The sequence below is a fragment of the Phocaeicola intestinalis genome (genome assembly GCF_014837065.1).
Lineage (GTDB): Bacteria > Bacteroidota > Bacteroidia > Bacteroidales > Bacteroidaceae > Phocaeicola > Phocaeicola intestinalis.
Window position 1 is genome coordinate 16742 of record NZ_JACSPP010000003.1, and the last position, 15741, is coordinate 32482.

The window sequence follows — 15741 nt, forward strand, 5'->3', positions numbered from 1 at the left end:
AAAGGCAGGCTTTGGAGGACAAGCGGTGTAATGCTGCTGTAGATGATAATCTGTATAATTTAGATGCGTTTGCCCTGAATGTATTATGTAAAATACAAGATACAATGTTGTTTTCTGTGGACTTTTAGTTGTAAAAAAAAGTCCCACAAATCATTGATTTATGGGACCTTATTCACTTCTGTCCAGTAGTTACAGCGGAAGCTGGGGGATTCGAACCCCCGGTACGGTAACCCGTACGGCAGTTTAGCAAACTGCTGGTTTCAGCCACTCACCCAAACTTCCAATATAATTTAGGTTGGTAGCGCATACGGGAATCGAACCCGTGTTTCAGCCGTGAGAGGGCCGCGTCCTAGGCCACTAGACGAAAGCGCCATCTGAACTTTTGTAGCAATTGCCGGACCGGTTTGTCCTTTCATTGCTACTGAAAAGAATGACATTCTTCTTAACAAGCCTTTAATAGGTTTTGATTAAATTGAAAATCTTTCTTTTTCTTTTCCGGCTGCAAAGGTATGGCTTTTCTTTGAATTGGGCAAGTTTTTAAAACTATTTTTTTCAATCTATGGTTTTCTATTTTATGAATGTCCTTATTTTCTATTTTCATACTATGCGCGGTATGGATTTGTGCGTTTTGCTGATGTCGTTGCAGGACACATTCACATGCTGACACTCTCAAACGAACATAAGTGATAGGACTGACTTACTTATGTGAAACGCATAACTTACTTATGTGAAACGGCTAACTCACTTATGTTCATTAAAAGGCATGCTTGAAATCAGTTTTTTAGAAGCTGTTTTGAATTTATCGTGCGATGATTTGGGGTGAGTTTTTGAGGCATTTTCGCTTCTGTGATGAGGAAGATAGCGGGCTATCTGACGAAGAACAGGAGCGAAAAGGACCAAAAAATCGCCCAAAGCACACACGAAAACGGATACATCAAGCCAAGAAAAACTTTTTGGAGAAATTCAAAACAGCTTCTTATTTTCTTGTTTCACAATTTGTAAAGTCATAATCTTTCCGTATATTTGTTTCATTGTTTTTTATTTGGAGTATATATGATAAAATGAAGCGAATATGAATGTCAAAGTTCGATTGATAGTGATGAACTTCCTGCAATTTGCTGTGTGGGGGGCTTACTTGACTTCGATGGGGACGTATCTGGCAGGAATTGGGCTGGGAGGTCACATCGGGATATTTTATGCTATGCAAGGTATCGTTTCCTTGTTCATGCCGGCGATTTTGGGTATCATAGCCGACCGTTGGGTGCCTGCCCAGCGGCTTTTGGGGCTGAGTCATTTGCTGGCTGCTCTGTTTATGGCGGGTGCAGGTTATTATGGCTTGACGGCAGGCGACCAGGTTTCGTTTCCTGTTCTGTTTGCTTTTTATTCGATGAGTGTGGCATTTTATATGCCTACATTGGCATTGTCGAATTCAGTAGCTTATTCCGCCCTTGACCGCGCAGGGCTGGATACTATCAAGGCTTTTCCACCCATTCGTACGTGTGGCACGATTGGCTTCATTTGTTCTATGTGGCTGGTGGATTTGTGGGGATTCCAATCCAATTATATGCAGTTCTTTGTTTGTGCTGGTTGGGGTGTTCTGCTTGCTGTTTATGCCAACACACTTCCTGCTTGTCCGGTAAATCGTGGCGGTGGAGGTACGAAATCATTGGCTGAGGCATTGGGGTTGAAAGCTTTCCTGTTGTTCCGCCGGCGCAAGATGGCTGTTTTTTTTATATTTTCCATGTTGCTGGGAGTTTCTTTGCAGATTACCAATGGTTTTGCCAATCCGTATATTACGAGTTTCAGTGCTATTCCTGAGTATGCTGATACGTTTGGCGTTCAGCATGCCAATTTACTTATTTCCTTGTCGCAGATTAGCGAGACGTGCTGTATCCTGCTGATACCTTTTTTCCTGAGTCGTTTCGGCATCAAGAAGGTAATGCTTATCGCAATGGTGGCGTGGGTATTGCGCTTTGGCTTGTTCGGTTTTGGAAATCCGGGTGAAGGTGTGTGGATGTTTATCCTTTCGATGATTGTGTATGGTGTGGCTTTTGACTTTTTCAATGTGTCTGGCTCTTTGTTTGTCGACAAAGAAACGGATGTGGATGTGCGTTCCAGCGCGCAGGGGCTGTTCATTATCATGACCAATGGCTTGGGAGCTACCATCGGTACGCTGAGTGCGCAGGCGGTGGTCAATCGTTTTGTCGACTTCAACAGTTCGCTTCCTCAGGTAGAAGGATGGAGCCGTGCTTGGTTTGTTTTTGCTGCATACGCATTGGTGGTGGCAGTCTTGTTTGCCATCGTCTTTAAATATAAACACGTGAAGGAATGAAAGAGGTTGAACTGAAGATTCTGGATATGTCATCGGTCTTGAAACCGTCAGATTCGTTTGCGTTGGTTTTGGAAGAAGTTGGGGGAGAGGAACGGAAACTGGCATTGATTATCGGGGCGGTTGAAGCGCAGGGCATCAAAATGGCGGAAATGCACTATAGGCCGCCACGTCCGTTTACGCACGACTTGTTGTTGAATGTGATGGCAGTTGGTCGTCTGCAATGTCTGAAAGGGGTTATTTATCAAGTGAAGAATGGAATATATTCCACCTATTTATATATAAGGAGAGCCGATGGGGAAGTGGATGTAGTAGATGCGCGTACGTCGGATGCCATTGTGTTGTCATTGCGGGCAGGTTTCCCGCTTTATGTATACGAAGATATTTTGGAAAAAGAACATTTGCGCAATATTTCTTCGGACGGTTCCAGCTATACGATGTCAATCAACTCGGTAGATATTGATATGCTGAAAAGGGCGATGGATGAGGCGGTTCAGTGTGAAGATTATGAACGCGCGTCGCAATTGCGGGATGAAATCCGCAAACGGGAAAATGAAGAAAACAATAAAAACTAATACAGGGAGGGATTATGCATACATTTTATACGCCTGACATAAGGACTAAAGCGGAGTTGCCCGAAGAAGAGGCGGCTCATTGTCTGCGTGTGCTGCGGCTTACCGTGGGAGATGAAGTCTTGTTGACCGATGGAAAGGGGTTTTTCTACAAGGCTTTGATAGATGGCATTGCCGGGAAGCGGTGCCGTGTAAAGGTTATTGAAACCATTGCTCAGGAACCGCTTTGGACAGGACATTTGCATCTTGCCATGGCTCCTACGAAGAACATAGACCGTACGGAGTGGTTTGTGGAGAAGGCTACCGAGATTGGTTTTGATGAACTGACATTTTTGAATTGCCGTTTTTCGGAACGTAAAGTGGTGAAGAATGAGCGTATTGAGAAAATTGTGATATCCGCAGTCAAGCAGTCGCTAAAAGCACGGAAACCCTTGGTGAATGGAATGGTAGATTTTGCCAAGTTCGTGTGTAAGGACTTTCCGGGGCAAAAATTCATAGCTCATTGTTATGAGGGAGAAAAGCCTTTGTTAAGGAACGTGCTGAATCCGGAAGCTGGAGCAGTGGTACTGGTGGGGCCTGAAGGTGACTTTAGTCCGGAAGAAGTAAAGCTGGCGGAATCTTTCGGCTTCCAGCCGGTAAGCCTGGGAAAGTCAAGGCTGCGGACGGAGACGGCGGCATTGGTATCGGTGCATTTGATGAACTTGGCACATGTGAATGAATAAATAATAAAATGAATGTCTGCAAACAGCCAATATGTACCCCTGAAAAATGAATATATACTGCATGTGCGAATGAATATATACTTCATCTGCGATTGAATATATACTTCATCCGCCTATGGATATATACTTCATCTGCCAATGCAGTACTATTGCGTTTTCAACTTAGTTAGATGGGGGTAGATGCGGATATTAATAATAAATTTTTTAATATATAAATGTTATGATACAGAAGAAGACAATAAGTGTCTGGATGGCCTGTTGGACGATGCTTGTGGGGATGATGGTGTCTTGTACAGGCGGAAATGAATATGAATCTGCTTTGCCCGAAGACGCTGCTTTGGTGATATCCGTCAATCCCGTGTCTATTGTCGATAAAAGCGGATTGTCGGGAGAAACAGGAAAAAACGCTGTGCAAAGGCTGGGAGATGCATTGAAAAGTGGTATGCAAGGCTCCGGGCAATTAATAGACAAGATAATTGAAAACCCTTCGGAAAGTGGTATTGATTTTCGCAGGAATCTTTATTTTTTTATGGAATCGCAATCTATTTCGGCCGGGATGTTGGCACGTGTGTCTGACGAGGGGAAGCTGGAAGAGTTATTCAAGGCTTTGAGCAAGCAACAGATTTGTTCAATGCCGACGGAAGAGAATGGTTGTTCGTGGACGGTTATGGGAAATGTGCTTGCGGCCTACACGTCAGATGCATTACTGTTGCTGGCCGACCCTAATGGAGGTGCACCGCAAGATCTGTTGCATACTGCTTCGATGTTGTTGCGCCAAGGCGAGAAAGAAGGTTATCGTGCCACTTCGGATTTTGCGAGGATGAAGAGTGGGAATGGAGATGTCATAGCTTTGGGAACGCTTGATTTGATTCCCGGACGTTACGTGACTCCGATGATGATGGGTATTTCCGGTGACATGAAGATGAAGGATGTGAAATGTATGGCGGAGGTTACTTTTGGAGAAGGGAAGATGACCGTTGACTTTACTGACCTGACAACGGATCCTGTGATGAAGCAGATGAAAGACAGGCAAATGCAAGTGTTCGGGAAGGTGACGGGCAAGTATTTGGATTTTTTCCCTGCCAATACGGGTTTCTGGTTATCGGTGAATGTGGATGGAAAGAAGGCGTATGAAATGTTGAAAGAGCATCCAGTGTTCAATAACCAGTTGGAAAATTCGATGATGCCTGTCGATTTTGAGGCCATATTCAGTGCATTGAAAGGAGATATGGCAATTGCGGGTGATTTGCTGGCGAATAAGTTTATTGCGTATGCTGATGTGACAGATAATGGCTTTCTTCAGACATTCGAGGACTTGAAGCCTTTGCTCTTGCTGACAGGCGGGCAGATGAAACTGATAAACCGTGGAACTTCTGCATACGAATTTTGGATGATGGATGGCAGTATGCTTGGCATGCGTCCTGGAAGTTTGTCTTTCTGGTTTGGGGTCTCTGACGGAAAGTTTTATTTTACCAATGATTCCCGGTTGGTAGATGCATCTGTGGAAGGACTCTCTTTGCGTGATTGCCCGTGGGGGAAGGAAGTGAAGGGAAAACGTTGTTTTTATGCAATGAACCTTGCTGCGTTGCTGGAAACTGGGCAATCATTTCCAGACCGTCCTGAAATGCAGGCGCTCAGGTTTGTGAAGGGGTTGGATTACCTTGTCATTGAATCGGTTGATGCGGAAAAGTCACGGATGGAACTGGTAATGAAAGACAAGAAGCAAAATATTCTCCGTGTGCTGTTGAGTTCGATAAATTAAAGTGTGATTCATGCGTTCGGGACGGTATTTGTCAGAGCAATGGGTATCGTTCCCGAATGGAAGAATAAAGAATGGAAGACAATGGAAACAATAGAGTTGCAACAAACGTTGCCGGAAGTATTTGCCGGCAAGGATATGGTTATCTCAGATGTATGGCATCGGCAGATAACCTTTCAAAAAGGGAAGATTTATCTGCTGGAGGCAGCTTCGGGTACAGGTAAATCTTCTCTTTGTAGTTTTATTTATGGGTATCGGAAAGATTATCAGGGTATCATTACTTTTGACGGGCGTAATGTGCGCAGTTTTTCGGTGCGTGAATGGGTGGATTTGCGAAAACGTTCGTTGAGTATGCTTTTTCAGGAAATGAGGTTGTTCGGAGAATTGAGCGCAATCGAGAATATCCGGTTGAAGAATGCATTGACCCGCTATGCTTCGCGGAAACAGGTTGACGAGTGGCTTTTGCGTTTGGGGATTGATGGAAAAAAAGAGCAAAAGGTAAGCCGCATGTCATTCGGGCAGCAGCAACGTGTGGCGTTTGTTCGTGCCTTGTGCCAACCGTTTGACTTTATTTTCTTGGATGAACCAATCAGTCACCTTGACGATGGAAACAGCAAAGTGATGGCAGATATACTTTGTGAAGAAATCGGTAAACGTGGTGCAGGGGCGGTGGTGACGTCCATTGGTAAACATTTGCCTTTGGAATACGATAGGGTGTTGTCATTGTAGTTTAATCATAAAATGTTCATTATAAAAATATGATTTGGAAGTTATTGAAGCAGCATATCAGCCTTTCTCAATTACTGGGTTTTTCATTGGCAAACGTGTGTGGAATGGTAATCGTGTTGCTTGCTGTACAGTTTTATCGGGATGTTTTGCCTATGTTCACTCAGGAAAACAGTTTTTTGAAAGGTGACTATATCATTATAAGTAAGAAAGTAAGTACGTTAGGTACAATTGTAGGCAAGCAGACCACATTTTCAGCTGGAGATATTGCAGAGATAGAAGAACAGCCATTCGTGAAGCGTGTGGGTAGTTTTTTACCTTCTCAATTTAAAGTGATGGCTGGAATGGGGTTGCAAGGCATCAAGATGTCTACCGATTTGTTTTTTGAATCGGTTCCAGATGCGTATGTCGATGTGCAGTCGGAGGAATGGAAATTCAATCCCGAGTCGAATGTCATTCCTATCATCATTCCTCGTAATTATTTGAACTTGTATAATTTCGGGTTTGCGCAAAGTCGGAATTTGCCTCAGTTGTCTGAAGGGATTATCGGTATGGTAAATTTGGATATCCGTTTGGTCGGGAATGGGAAAACCGAGCAAATGAAAGGTCATATCGTAGGTTTTTCCAGTAGGTTGAATACAATATTGGTACCTGAATCTTTTATACGTTGGGCAAATGCACGTTTCAGCACAGGAGTTGAGGCTGAGCCTTCACGATTGATTGTTGAGGTGGGTAATCCAGCCGATGAACGCATCGTGCAGTTTGTCCAGCGCAAAGGCTATGAGATGGAAGGGAACGAACTGGAAGCTGGAAAGACAGTTTGGTTTTTGAAATTGATTGTCGGGGTGGTTTTGTCTGTCGGTTTGTTGATAAGCGTTTTGTCTTTCTATATTTTGATACTTAGTATTTATCTGTTGTTGCAGAAAAATATGCGAAAGCTGGAAACATTGTTGTTGATAGGTTATAGTCCGGCGCAGGTGGCAAGACCCTATCAAATGTTGGCTGTTGTGCTGAATCTGTCTGTGTTGTTGCTGGGCATAGCTATCGTAATAGGGATACGCGGAACTTATTTGCCTGTGATAACTTCGTTGCTTCCTGATGCGGGAAATGAAAGTCTGTTGCCGGCTTTGTTGACGGGAGCGTGTGTCTTTTTACTGGTGTCTGTCTTGAATATAGTTATGGTCCGTCGGAAGGTGGACGGGATTTGGATGCATAAAAAGTAAGTGACTTATGATTGAGCAAGTTGAATTTTCGTTGAAACCTCGAAGAAGAGGATTTCATTTGATTACTCAGGAGGTTGCAAGCCATTTGCCTGTACTTCCAGAAAAAGGTCTGTTACATTTGTTTGTAAAACATACCAGTTGTGCATTGAGCATCAATGAAAATTATGATCCTAGCGTGCGAAATGACATGGAATGTATTTATAATGATTTAGTGAAGGAAAATCAGCCTTATTACACTCATACTGATGAAGGTTCGGATGACATGCCCAGTCATGCCAAATGTAGTTTGACGGGGGTGTCACTGACTATTCCCATTACGGATGGACATATGAATTTGGGTACTTGGCAAGGTATTTATTTATGCGAGTTCAGGGATTATGGTGGGGCGCGCAGAGTGGTAGCTACGATTGTCGGATAAATTTGTCGTTCTCGCACACGATACCGTTTTCAGAACTTTTTCTGTGAATAATTGTTTAAAAAGTAAGCTGTAATGACAGTCATGTTAATATCTTGTTTCACGTTAGGTGGGAAAAGTGGTTTTTTTATAAAAAAATGTTATGTAGAATGACAGGTTTATAAGATATTTATTTAAATTTGCATAGATGATTTGGTCAAACATTGAACAATTGTAAAACTTGTTTCAGGTAACACAGAATATTGAATCCATAATAAAAAGAGTAAAGCTTATGTCAAAAATCGTTGGACACATTTCGCAGGTCATCGGTCCGGTGGTCGATGTGTACTTCAAATTGGAAGAAGGACAGGATGTGGAAAAATCCTTGCCGAAAATCCACGATGCGTTGACTATCGTTCGTAACGATGGGCGTACGCTGGTAATCGAAGTGCAGCAACATATCGGTGAGGATACCGTACGTTGCGTTGCCATGGACAGTACGGACGGATTGAAGCGTGGAATGGAAGTCGTACCTGCCGGTCATCCGATTTCTATGCCGGTAGGAAATCAGATTAAAGGACGTGTGATGAATGTCGTAGGTGATGCGATTGACGGTATGACGGAACTGGATAAAAAAGATGGTTTCCCGATTCACCGTGAGCCGCCTAAGTTCGAAGACCTGGCTACATCACAAGAAGTTCTTTTTACAGGTATTAAAGTTATCGACCTTTTGGAGCCTTATTTAAAAGGAGGTAAAATTGGTTTGTTTGGTGGTGCGGGTGTAGGAAAGACCGTGCTTATCAAAGAGTTGATTAACAACATTGCCAAGAAACACAATGGTTTCTCTGTCTTTGCCGGTGTAGGTGAACGTACGCGTGAAGGTAATGACTTGTTGAGAGAAATGATTGAATCTGGGGTTATCCGCTATGGTGATGAGTTTCTGAAGAGTATGGAAGAAGGAAATTGGGACTTGTCGAAGGTGGATTACAAGGAAGTGGAGAAGTCACAGGTATCCATGGTGTTTGGCCAGATGAATGAGCCTCCTGGTGCACGTCAGTCTGTGGCTTTGTCTGGTCTGACGCTTGCAGAGTCTTTCCGTGACCGTGAAACGGGTGAAAACGGTCCCCGTGATATCTTGTTCTTCATCGATAACATTTTCCGTTTCACTCAGGCTGGTTCTGAGGTATCTGCTTTGTTGGGACGTATGCCTTCGGCTGTGGGTTATCAGCCTACGCTGGCTACTGAAATGGGACAGATGCAGGAACGAATCACTTCTACCAAGAATGGCTCCATCACTTCTGTACAAGCGGTGTATGTGCCTGCTGATGACTTGACGGACCCGGCACCTGCTACAACTTTTACACACTTGGATGCCACAACGGTGTTGAGCCGTAAGATTACGGAGTTAGGAATATATCCGGCTGTAGACCCGTTGGATTCTACTTCACGTATCTTGGATCCGCTGATTGTGGGGAAAGAACATTATGAGACTGCCCAACGTGTAAAACAGATTCTGCAGCGTAATAAGGAATTGCAAGACATCATTTCTATTTTGGGTATGGATGAATTATCTGATGAAGATCGTCTGACCGTGAATCGTGCGCGTCGTGTACAGCGTTTCTTGTCACAGCCGTTTGCTGTTGCCGAACAGTTTACTGGTGTACCGGGTGTAATGGTTTCCATTGAAGATACGATTAAAGGTTTCAAGATGATTCTGGATGGTGAGGTAGATTACTTGCCTGAACAGGCATTCTTGAATGTGGGAACGATTGAAGATGCTATCAAGAAAGGCGAGAAATTGCTTGCGGCAGCGAAAGGATAAGGATTTTGGTTTTAAGTTTTTTGTTTTTTTATTCTATAGTGAGCTAGGCTATAGAAACTGTAAGTAAGAAACAAATAAGCTGAAGGACTGACAAACTTAAAAATGAATGACTAATGAAAGAACTTCATCTGGTTATCGCTTCACCTGAACGTACTATTTTCGAGGGAAAAGTAGATATGGCTGTTTTACCAGGAGAACTTGGAGAGTTCCAAGTGTTGGTGAATCATGCGCCGCTGATTTCATCGTTGATGGCTGGAGAAGTGAAGTATACGACTGGGACAGAATCGCAGTCCTTGCAAATTAAGGGTGGATTCGTAGAAGTCAGAGACAATCAGATATCAGTTTGCGCTGAACTCTGAAAAAGAGAGATGTAGCAAAGTTAAAGCTGTATTGGCAAAATGTATTTGAAGACCGTAAAGAAGAAATTCATAGAGGAGCTTACTGTGGCAAGCATTGTTCTTACAGCAGGAATGGGATTGATTTTTCATTTCGTTATTCCAACGTGGTACTTTGTTTGGTTTCCGATTATCCCTGTGTTCTTTTATCTGTTTGGTTTTTTATACATCTTTATGTTCGCATTCGGTTATGAATTAGGAACGGACAAGATAGCAATGACTTACCTGATATGTAAAGTGCTGAAATTGATATTAAGTGCTTTGATACTGGTTTCCTATGGATTCGTGATAAAAGAAGACGTAGTGGCTTTTGTGGCGGCTTTTGTCTTTTATTATTTTGCGTTTCTGGTTTTCGAGACCCGTTTCTTCCTTCGCTTTGAAGCGAAACTGAAATTAAGTAAACAAGTAAAAAATGAAAAGAATACGGTACATAGTATTGACGCTGCTGCTGTTGTCGGCAATTCCGACAATGACGCTGAGGGCGGAGACCGGCGGTGAAGAAGATATAGATGTGAACGAACTTATTTTCGGGCATATCGGTGATGCTTACGAGTGGCACGTGGTCACAGTAGGTGATACACATCTCACCATTCCGCTCCCAGTCATTGTGAAAAGCAATACGGGCTGGCATGTGTTTTGTTCTTCCCATCTTGCGGAAGGAAAAGAATATGAAGGTCTGTACATAGCCGAAGGAGGAGCTTATGACGGCAAGATAGTGGAGAGGAATGCTGCTGGCGAAGAGGTGAGACCCATTGACATTTCCATTACTAAAAATGTGCTAGGCTTATTCATCAACAGTGCCTTATTGGTAGTGATTATGTTAAGTTGTGCACGTTGGTATAAAAAACATGCTTTGGAACAAGGTGCCCCAAAGGGTGGGGTGGGAATGGTTGAAGCGACAGTAATGTCCATATACAATGATGTGATCAAAGGTTGTATAGGGGAGGATTACAAACGCTATGCTCCTTATTTGCTGACTGCTTTCTTCTTTGTGCTGGTGAATAATCTGATGGGATTGATTCCAATATTCCCAGGAGGTGCTACAGTGACTGGTAATATTGCTATTACTATGGTGCTGGCAATATGTACTTTCCTTTTTACCAATATTTTTGGTACAAAGGCATATTGGAAAGAGATTTTTTGGCCTGAGGTTCCTACATGGCTGAAAGTCCCCATTCCTATGATGCCGTTGATTGAATTCTTCGGTATATTCACTAAACCGTTTGCCTTGATGATTCGTCTTTTCGCCAATATGATGGCGGGGCATGCTGCTTTGTTGAGTTTGATTGCTATCATTTTCATCACAGTTAAGGCCGGTGCTGTCATCAATGGTTCGATGACGGTTGTCGCTGTGGCATTCGGTATTTTTATGAATGCACTTGAACTTTTGGTCGCATTCATCCAAGCGTATGTGTTCACGATGCTTTCGGCGGTGTTTATCGGTTTGTCGAGAGTGAAAGAACATCATGAATAAAAAGGACAATAAATTAAAAAGTATAACCAATTAAATTTTTAGAATTATGTTATTATCAGTTTTATTGCAGGCTGCTGCAGGTGTTGGCATTAGTAAATTGGGCGCTGCTATCGGCGCAGGTATCGCAGTATTGGGTGCAGGTATCGGTATCGGTAAAATCGGTGGTGCTGCCATGGAAGCTATGGCTCGTCAGCCGGAAGCATCTGGTGATTTGCGTATGAATATGATTATTGCTGCTGCTTTGGTCGAAGGTGTTGCCCTTATCGCCATTGTGGTTTGCTTGTTGACATTGTTCTTGTAAAAAAAATGTAGCTTATGGGATTATTAACTCCGGATCCGGGGCTAGTGTTTTGGATGATTATTACGTTTGGTGTCGTTTTCGTTTTGTTGGCGAAATATGGATTCCCCGTAATCATTAAGGCAGTAGAGGACCGGAAAGCATATATTGACAATTCGCTGAAAGCAGCACGTGAAGCCAATGAACAATTGGCAAACGTGAAGCTTGAGGGTGAAAAGATCTTGGCTCAGGCACGTGAAGAGCAAAACCGCATCTTGAGTGAGGCTGCCGTCACACGTGACCGCATCGTGAAAGATGCTCAAGATAAGGCTATAGTTGAAGGCCAGCGTCTGATGGCAGAAGTGAAAAAGCAGATTGAGACCGAAAAGGAAAGTGCAATCCGCGATATTCGTCGTCAAGTAGCTGTGCTTTCAGTCGAAATAGCTGAAAAGATTATGCGGAGCAAGCTTATTGATGCCAAAGAGCAAAATGCTTTGATAGACCGTATGCTGGATGAAATGCTTGAATCTTCAAAAAAATAATTAGGTTATGAATACGGGAGTTGTTTCCAGACGTTATGCAAAGGCATTGCTTGCTTATGCCAAGACGGTGAATAAGGAAGACAAAGTGTATCAGGAAATGAAAAGACTTGCTACCTATTTTGACCGTGTTGCCGATTTGCGTCATGCAGTGGAGAATCCTGTATTGGATGTCCAGACAAAGCTGAAATTATTGCATGAAGCAGCTGGCGGAGCCAATGTAAGCGACGAGCTGATGCGTTTCTTTAGTCTGGTATTAGAAGAAAAAAGAGAAAAATTCTTGCAGTTCATGACCTGGTCGTACATTGATTTGTATCGTGAGGATAAAAACATTCTCATCGGCAAGTTAATGACTGCTGTGCCATCACCCAAATTGGAAGACTACTTGAAAAAGTCTTTGTCAAAAAGTAACAATAATGCTACTATTGAATTGGATACGAAAGTGGATTCTGAACTGATTGGTGGTTATATCGTAGAGGTCGCCGGGTATCGGATGGATGCCAGTGTGGCTAATCAGTTAAAGCGTGTGAAACAGCAGTTTATAGCAAAAAACAGGAGAATCATTTAATAGAATTGAGAATTTTGAAAGGGGAGAAGCCATGAGCTTCTCCAACTTTCTATTTCTGATTCTTAATATTCAATTTATTAAGCTTATGCCAGAAAATAATAATATCAAACCCAGTGAAGTTTCGGAAGTGTTACTCCAGCAGTTGCAAGGAATAGACACTTCTCTGAAATTCGATGAAGTAGGTACCGTGCTTCAGGTGAGCGATGGCGTGGCTCGTATTTACGGATTACGTAATGCTGAAGCCAATGAATTGCTCCAGTTTGAGAACGGACTTATGGGAGTCGTGATGAATCTGGAGGAAGACAATGTCGGAGCCGTCTTGTTGGGACCTACCGATCAAGTGAAAGAAGGGATGGTCGTTAAGCGGACTAATCGTATTGCCTCTATTAATGTAGGAGAAGGTATGTTGGGACGTGTTATCGACCCGTTAGGGGTACCTTTGGACGGACGTGGTGAAATAGGAGGAGATACTTGTGAAATGCCTTTGGAACGCAAGGCACCGGGAGTAATTTTCCGTCAGCCTGTGACTGAACCGTTACAGACAGGTCTGAAAGCTATTGATGCCATGATTCCTATTGGACGTGGACAGCGTGAGTTGATTATTGGTGACCGTCAGACAGGTAAGACAGCTATTGCCATCGACACTATTATCAACCAGCGTCATAATTTCGAAGCAGGAGATCCTGTATATTGCATTTATGTGGCAGTAGGTCAGAAAGGTTCCACTGTTGCGAGCCTTGTAAATGTATTGCGCGAAAAAGGTGCGATGGATTATACGATTGTGGTAGCTGCTACTGCATCCGATCCTGCAGCCTTGCAGTATTTTGCACCATTTGCAGGTGCAGCTATCGGTGAATATTTCCGCGATACGGGCCGTCATGCGTTAGTTGTTTACGATGACTTGTCAAAGCAGGCTGTCGCTTATCGTGAAGTATCTTTGATTTTGCGCCGCCCTTCAGGCCGTGAAGCCTATCCGGGCGATATCTTCTATCTGCATTCTCGTCTGTTGGAGCGTGCGGCAAAGATTATCAGCCAGCAAGAGGTGGCAGAAACCATGAACGATTTGCCTGCAAGCCTGAAAGGGAAGGTGAAAGCGGGTGGTTCGCTTACCGCGTTGCCTATTATCGAGACACAGGCAGGCGACGTTTCGGCTTATATTCCTACCAATGTGATTTCTATTACCGATGGTCAGATATTCTTGGAAACAGACTTGTTCAACCAAGGCTTCCGACCTGCCATCAATGTGGGTATTTCTGTATCCCGTGTCGGTGGTAGCGCACAGGTCAAGAGTATGAAGAAAGTGGCAGGTACGTTGAAAATTGACCAGGCTCAGTATCGCGAACTGGAGGCATTCTCTAAATTCAGTAGTGATATGGATCCCGTTACTGCCATGGCTATCGACCGTGGCCGTAAGAACAACCAGTTGCTTATCCAGCCTCAGTATTCACCGATGCCGGTAGGCGAGCAGGTTGCCATCTTGTATTGTGGAACACACTCGTTGATGCGTGATATTCCTATTGATAAGGTTCGCGCATTTCAGGATGCGTTTCTTACTACGATGCGTGCTAATCATCAAAAAGATGTATTGGATGTGTTGGCAAGTGGAAAAATCAATGACGAGGTGACAACAATCATCGAAAAAGTAGCGGCAGACACTGTAGGACAATTTAAAGACAAATAATCATCATGGCATCACTGAAAGAAGTAAAAGGAAGAATCAATTCCATCAACGGGACGCTGAAAATCACTTCGGCGATGAAGATGGTAGCCTCTGCCAAGCTCCATAAGGCGCAAGGCGACATTGAAAATATGCTTCCTTACGAACGAAGACTGCACCATATGCTCACTAATTTTTTAAGTTCGGGACAAAGTGTGGAGTCGCCTTTCATTGTGAAACGTGATGTGAGGAAGATTGCGATTGTCGTGTTTGCATCGAATAGTAGTTTGTGTGGGGGATTCAATGCAAATGTGATTCGCCATTTGCAGGAAACGGTAGCAGAATATGCTCAGGCAGTGCGGAAGGATGATATCCTGATTTATCCGGTAGGACGTAAAGTGGCTGATGCTGTCAAGAAGATGGGATACACTCCAATGGGTGACTATCAACACATGAGTGGAAAGCCCAATTACAAAGAAGCATCCGATTTGGCAGAGGAGCTTATTGACCGTTATTTAGATGATGAAATTCAGGAGGTCATCTTGCTGTACAACCATTTTAAGTCTTCATCTTCGCAGATTCTGACCAAAGAGGCGTATTTGCCGCTTGATTTGTCTGCAGAGCAGAAAAATCAAGAAGGGGAAGACGATACGCGGAAATTCCACATGGAAGCTGATTATATTATTGAGCCTTCGGCAGAACGGGTGATGCAGGAACTATTACCCAAGGTACTGCGTCTGAAGATTTATACCGTTTTGCTTGACTCGGCTGCAGCCGAACATGCAGCACGTACGATGGCGATGCAGATTGCTACGGATAATGCCAATGACTTGCTTCAAGAGCTTACATTGCTTTATAATAAGAGCCGTCAGCAGGCAATTACCAATGAATTGCTTGATATTGTGGGTGGTACGATGGCATGATTGTTGTTGTAGGGAAGAAGGTAATTGATTCCCAACCCCGGCAAGTTAGGATTATTTTATAAGAATGGCATATGAAAATGGCGAGATCATTTCATATGCCATTTTTTTAGGGATACCTGGCGTATGGCTACTACAAGGGTTATCTTCTCCAATGAAGAGGATGATTCTTTATTTTTCCGGTATGTAGAATTTGTCATTAAATGAATGCCGCCAACAATCGATACATACCTCTGAAAAATGAATATATACTGCATCTGCGGTTGAATATATACTGCATCTGCGGTTGAATATATACTGCATCTGCGGTTGAATATATACTGCATCTGCTTATGGATATAACTTCATCGGCAAATGCAGTACT

General features: G+C 43.3%; 18 protein-coding genes and 2 tRNA genes. 17 read left to right on the forward strand and 3 right to left on the reverse strand.

Annotated features, from left to right (window positions below):
- Positions 1–195: 195 nt before the first annotated feature.
- The 3 genes from H9625_RS01385 to H9625_RS01395 form a co-directional block, all read right to left on the reverse strand.
- A tRNA-Ser gene (locus H9625_RS01385) sits at positions 196–282 on the reverse strand.
- A 14-nt stretch (positions 283–296) separates the two neighbouring features.
- Positions 297–372 (reverse strand) — tRNA-Glu (locus tag H9625_RS01390).
- A gap of 70 nt (positions 373–442) precedes the next feature.
- Positions 443–601: a hypothetical protein gene (locus H9625_RS01395; RefSeq protein WP_191762796.1), complete on the reverse strand. Its 159-nt coding sequence runs from the start codon at positions 599–601 to the stop codon at positions 443–445.
- A gap of 208 nt (positions 602–809) precedes the next feature.
- Here H9625_RS01395 and H9625_RS01400 point away from each other — a divergent pair, with 208 nt between their 5' ends.
- The 17 genes from H9625_RS01400 (at position 810) to H9625_RS01480 (ending at position 15380) form a co-directional block, all read left to right on the forward strand.
- Complete coding sequence (locus tag H9625_RS01400) at positions 810–1010, forward strand: hypothetical protein (protein ID WP_191762797.1); 201 nt, start codon at positions 810–812, stop codon at positions 1008–1010.
- Positions 1011–1072: 62 nt separating this feature from the next.
- Positions 1073–2332 (forward strand): MFS transporter, encoded by a 1260-nt coding sequence (locus H9625_RS01405; RefSeq protein ID WP_191762798.1) that lies wholly within the window; start codon positions 1073–1075, stop codon positions 2330–2332.
- Positions 2329–2904, forward strand: a complete 576-nt coding sequence (locus tag H9625_RS01410) for a bifunctional nuclease family protein (RefSeq protein WP_087247244.1) — start codon at positions 2329–2331, stop codon at positions 2902–2904. Before H9625_RS01405 ends, H9625_RS01410 begins: the two co-directional genes overlap by 4 nt.
- 14 nt (positions 2905–2918) lie before the next feature.
- Complete coding sequence (locus H9625_RS01415) at positions 2919–3623, forward strand: 16S rRNA (uracil(1498)-N(3))-methyltransferase (protein ID WP_087208812.1); 705 nt, start codon at positions 2919–2921, stop codon at positions 3621–3623.
- 220 nt (positions 3624–3843) lie between these two features.
- Positions 3844–5385 (forward strand): DUF4836 family protein, encoded by a 1542-nt coding sequence (locus H9625_RS01420; RefSeq protein WP_191762799.1) that lies wholly within the window; start codon positions 3844–3846, stop codon positions 5383–5385.
- Positions 5386–5466: 81 nt separating this feature from the next.
- The gene (locus tag H9625_RS01425; RefSeq protein WP_087208830.1) at positions 5467–6111 is read left to right on the forward strand and encodes an ATP-binding cassette domain-containing protein; all 645 of its coding nucleotides are present in this window, start codon (positions 5467–5469) and stop codon (positions 6109–6111) included.
- A 29-nt stretch (positions 6112–6140) separates the two neighbouring features.
- Positions 6141–7331 carry a hypothetical protein gene (locus tag H9625_RS01430; protein WP_022040761.1) on the forward strand — a complete coding sequence of 397 codons (1191 nt, stop codon included), beginning with the start codon at positions 6141–6143 and terminating at the stop codon, positions 7329–7331.
- Between the two features lie 7 nt (positions 7332–7338).
- Positions 7339–7749 (forward strand): secondary thiamine-phosphate synthase enzyme YjbQ, encoded by a 411-nt coding sequence (locus H9625_RS01435; RefSeq protein WP_022040760.1) that lies wholly within the window; start codon positions 7339–7341, stop codon positions 7747–7749.
- Between the two features lie 268 nt (positions 7750–8017).
- Entirely contained in the window at positions 8018–9547 is a 1530-nt protein-coding gene (gene atpD, locus H9625_RS01440; RefSeq protein WP_087208809.1) for a F0F1 ATP synthase subunit beta, read from the forward strand.
- 113 nt (positions 9548–9660) lie between these two features.
- Positions 9661–9906: a F0F1 ATP synthase subunit epsilon gene (locus tag H9625_RS01445; RefSeq protein ID WP_022040757.1), complete on the forward strand. Its 246-nt coding sequence runs from the start codon at positions 9661–9663 to the stop codon at positions 9904–9906.
- 39 nt (positions 9907–9945) lie between these two features.
- Positions 9946–10440, forward strand: coding sequence for a hypothetical protein (locus H9625_RS01450; protein ID WP_022040756.1), 495 nt, complete (start codon positions 9946–9948; stop codon positions 10438–10440).
- Positions 10355–11416, forward strand: a complete 1062-nt coding sequence (gene atpB / locus H9625_RS01455; protein WP_191762800.1) for a F0F1 ATP synthase subunit A — start codon at positions 10355–10357, stop codon at positions 11414–11416. The genes H9625_RS01450 and atpB overlap by 86 nt, the downstream gene beginning before the upstream one ends.
- A 46-nt stretch (positions 11417–11462) precedes the next feature.
- On the forward strand, positions 11463–11717 hold the full coding sequence (gene atpE / locus H9625_RS01460) for an ATP synthase F0 subunit C (protein WP_013616285.1): 255 nt from the start codon (positions 11463–11465) through the stop codon (positions 11715–11717).
- Between the two features lie 14 nt (positions 11718–11731).
- On the forward strand, positions 11732–12235 hold the full coding sequence (gene atpF / locus H9625_RS01465; protein ID WP_022040754.1) for a F0F1 ATP synthase subunit B: 504 nt from the start codon (positions 11732–11734) through the stop codon (positions 12233–12235).
- A 7-nt stretch (positions 12236–12242) separates the two neighbouring features.
- Entirely contained in the window at positions 12243–12800 is a 558-nt protein-coding gene (locus H9625_RS01470; RefSeq protein ID WP_087208807.1) for a F0F1 ATP synthase subunit delta, read from the forward strand.
- Between the two features lie 85 nt (positions 12801–12885).
- The gene (gene atpA, locus H9625_RS01475) at positions 12886–14481 is read left to right on the forward strand and encodes a F0F1 ATP synthase subunit alpha (protein ID WP_191762801.1); all 1596 of its coding nucleotides are present in this window, start codon (positions 12886–12888) and stop codon (positions 14479–14481) included.
- 5 nt (positions 14482–14486) lie between these two features.
- Positions 14487–15380, forward strand: a complete 894-nt coding sequence (locus H9625_RS01480; RefSeq protein ID WP_191762802.1) for a F0F1 ATP synthase subunit gamma — start codon at positions 14487–14489, stop codon at positions 15378–15380.
- Positions 15381–15741 lie beyond the last annotated feature (361 nt).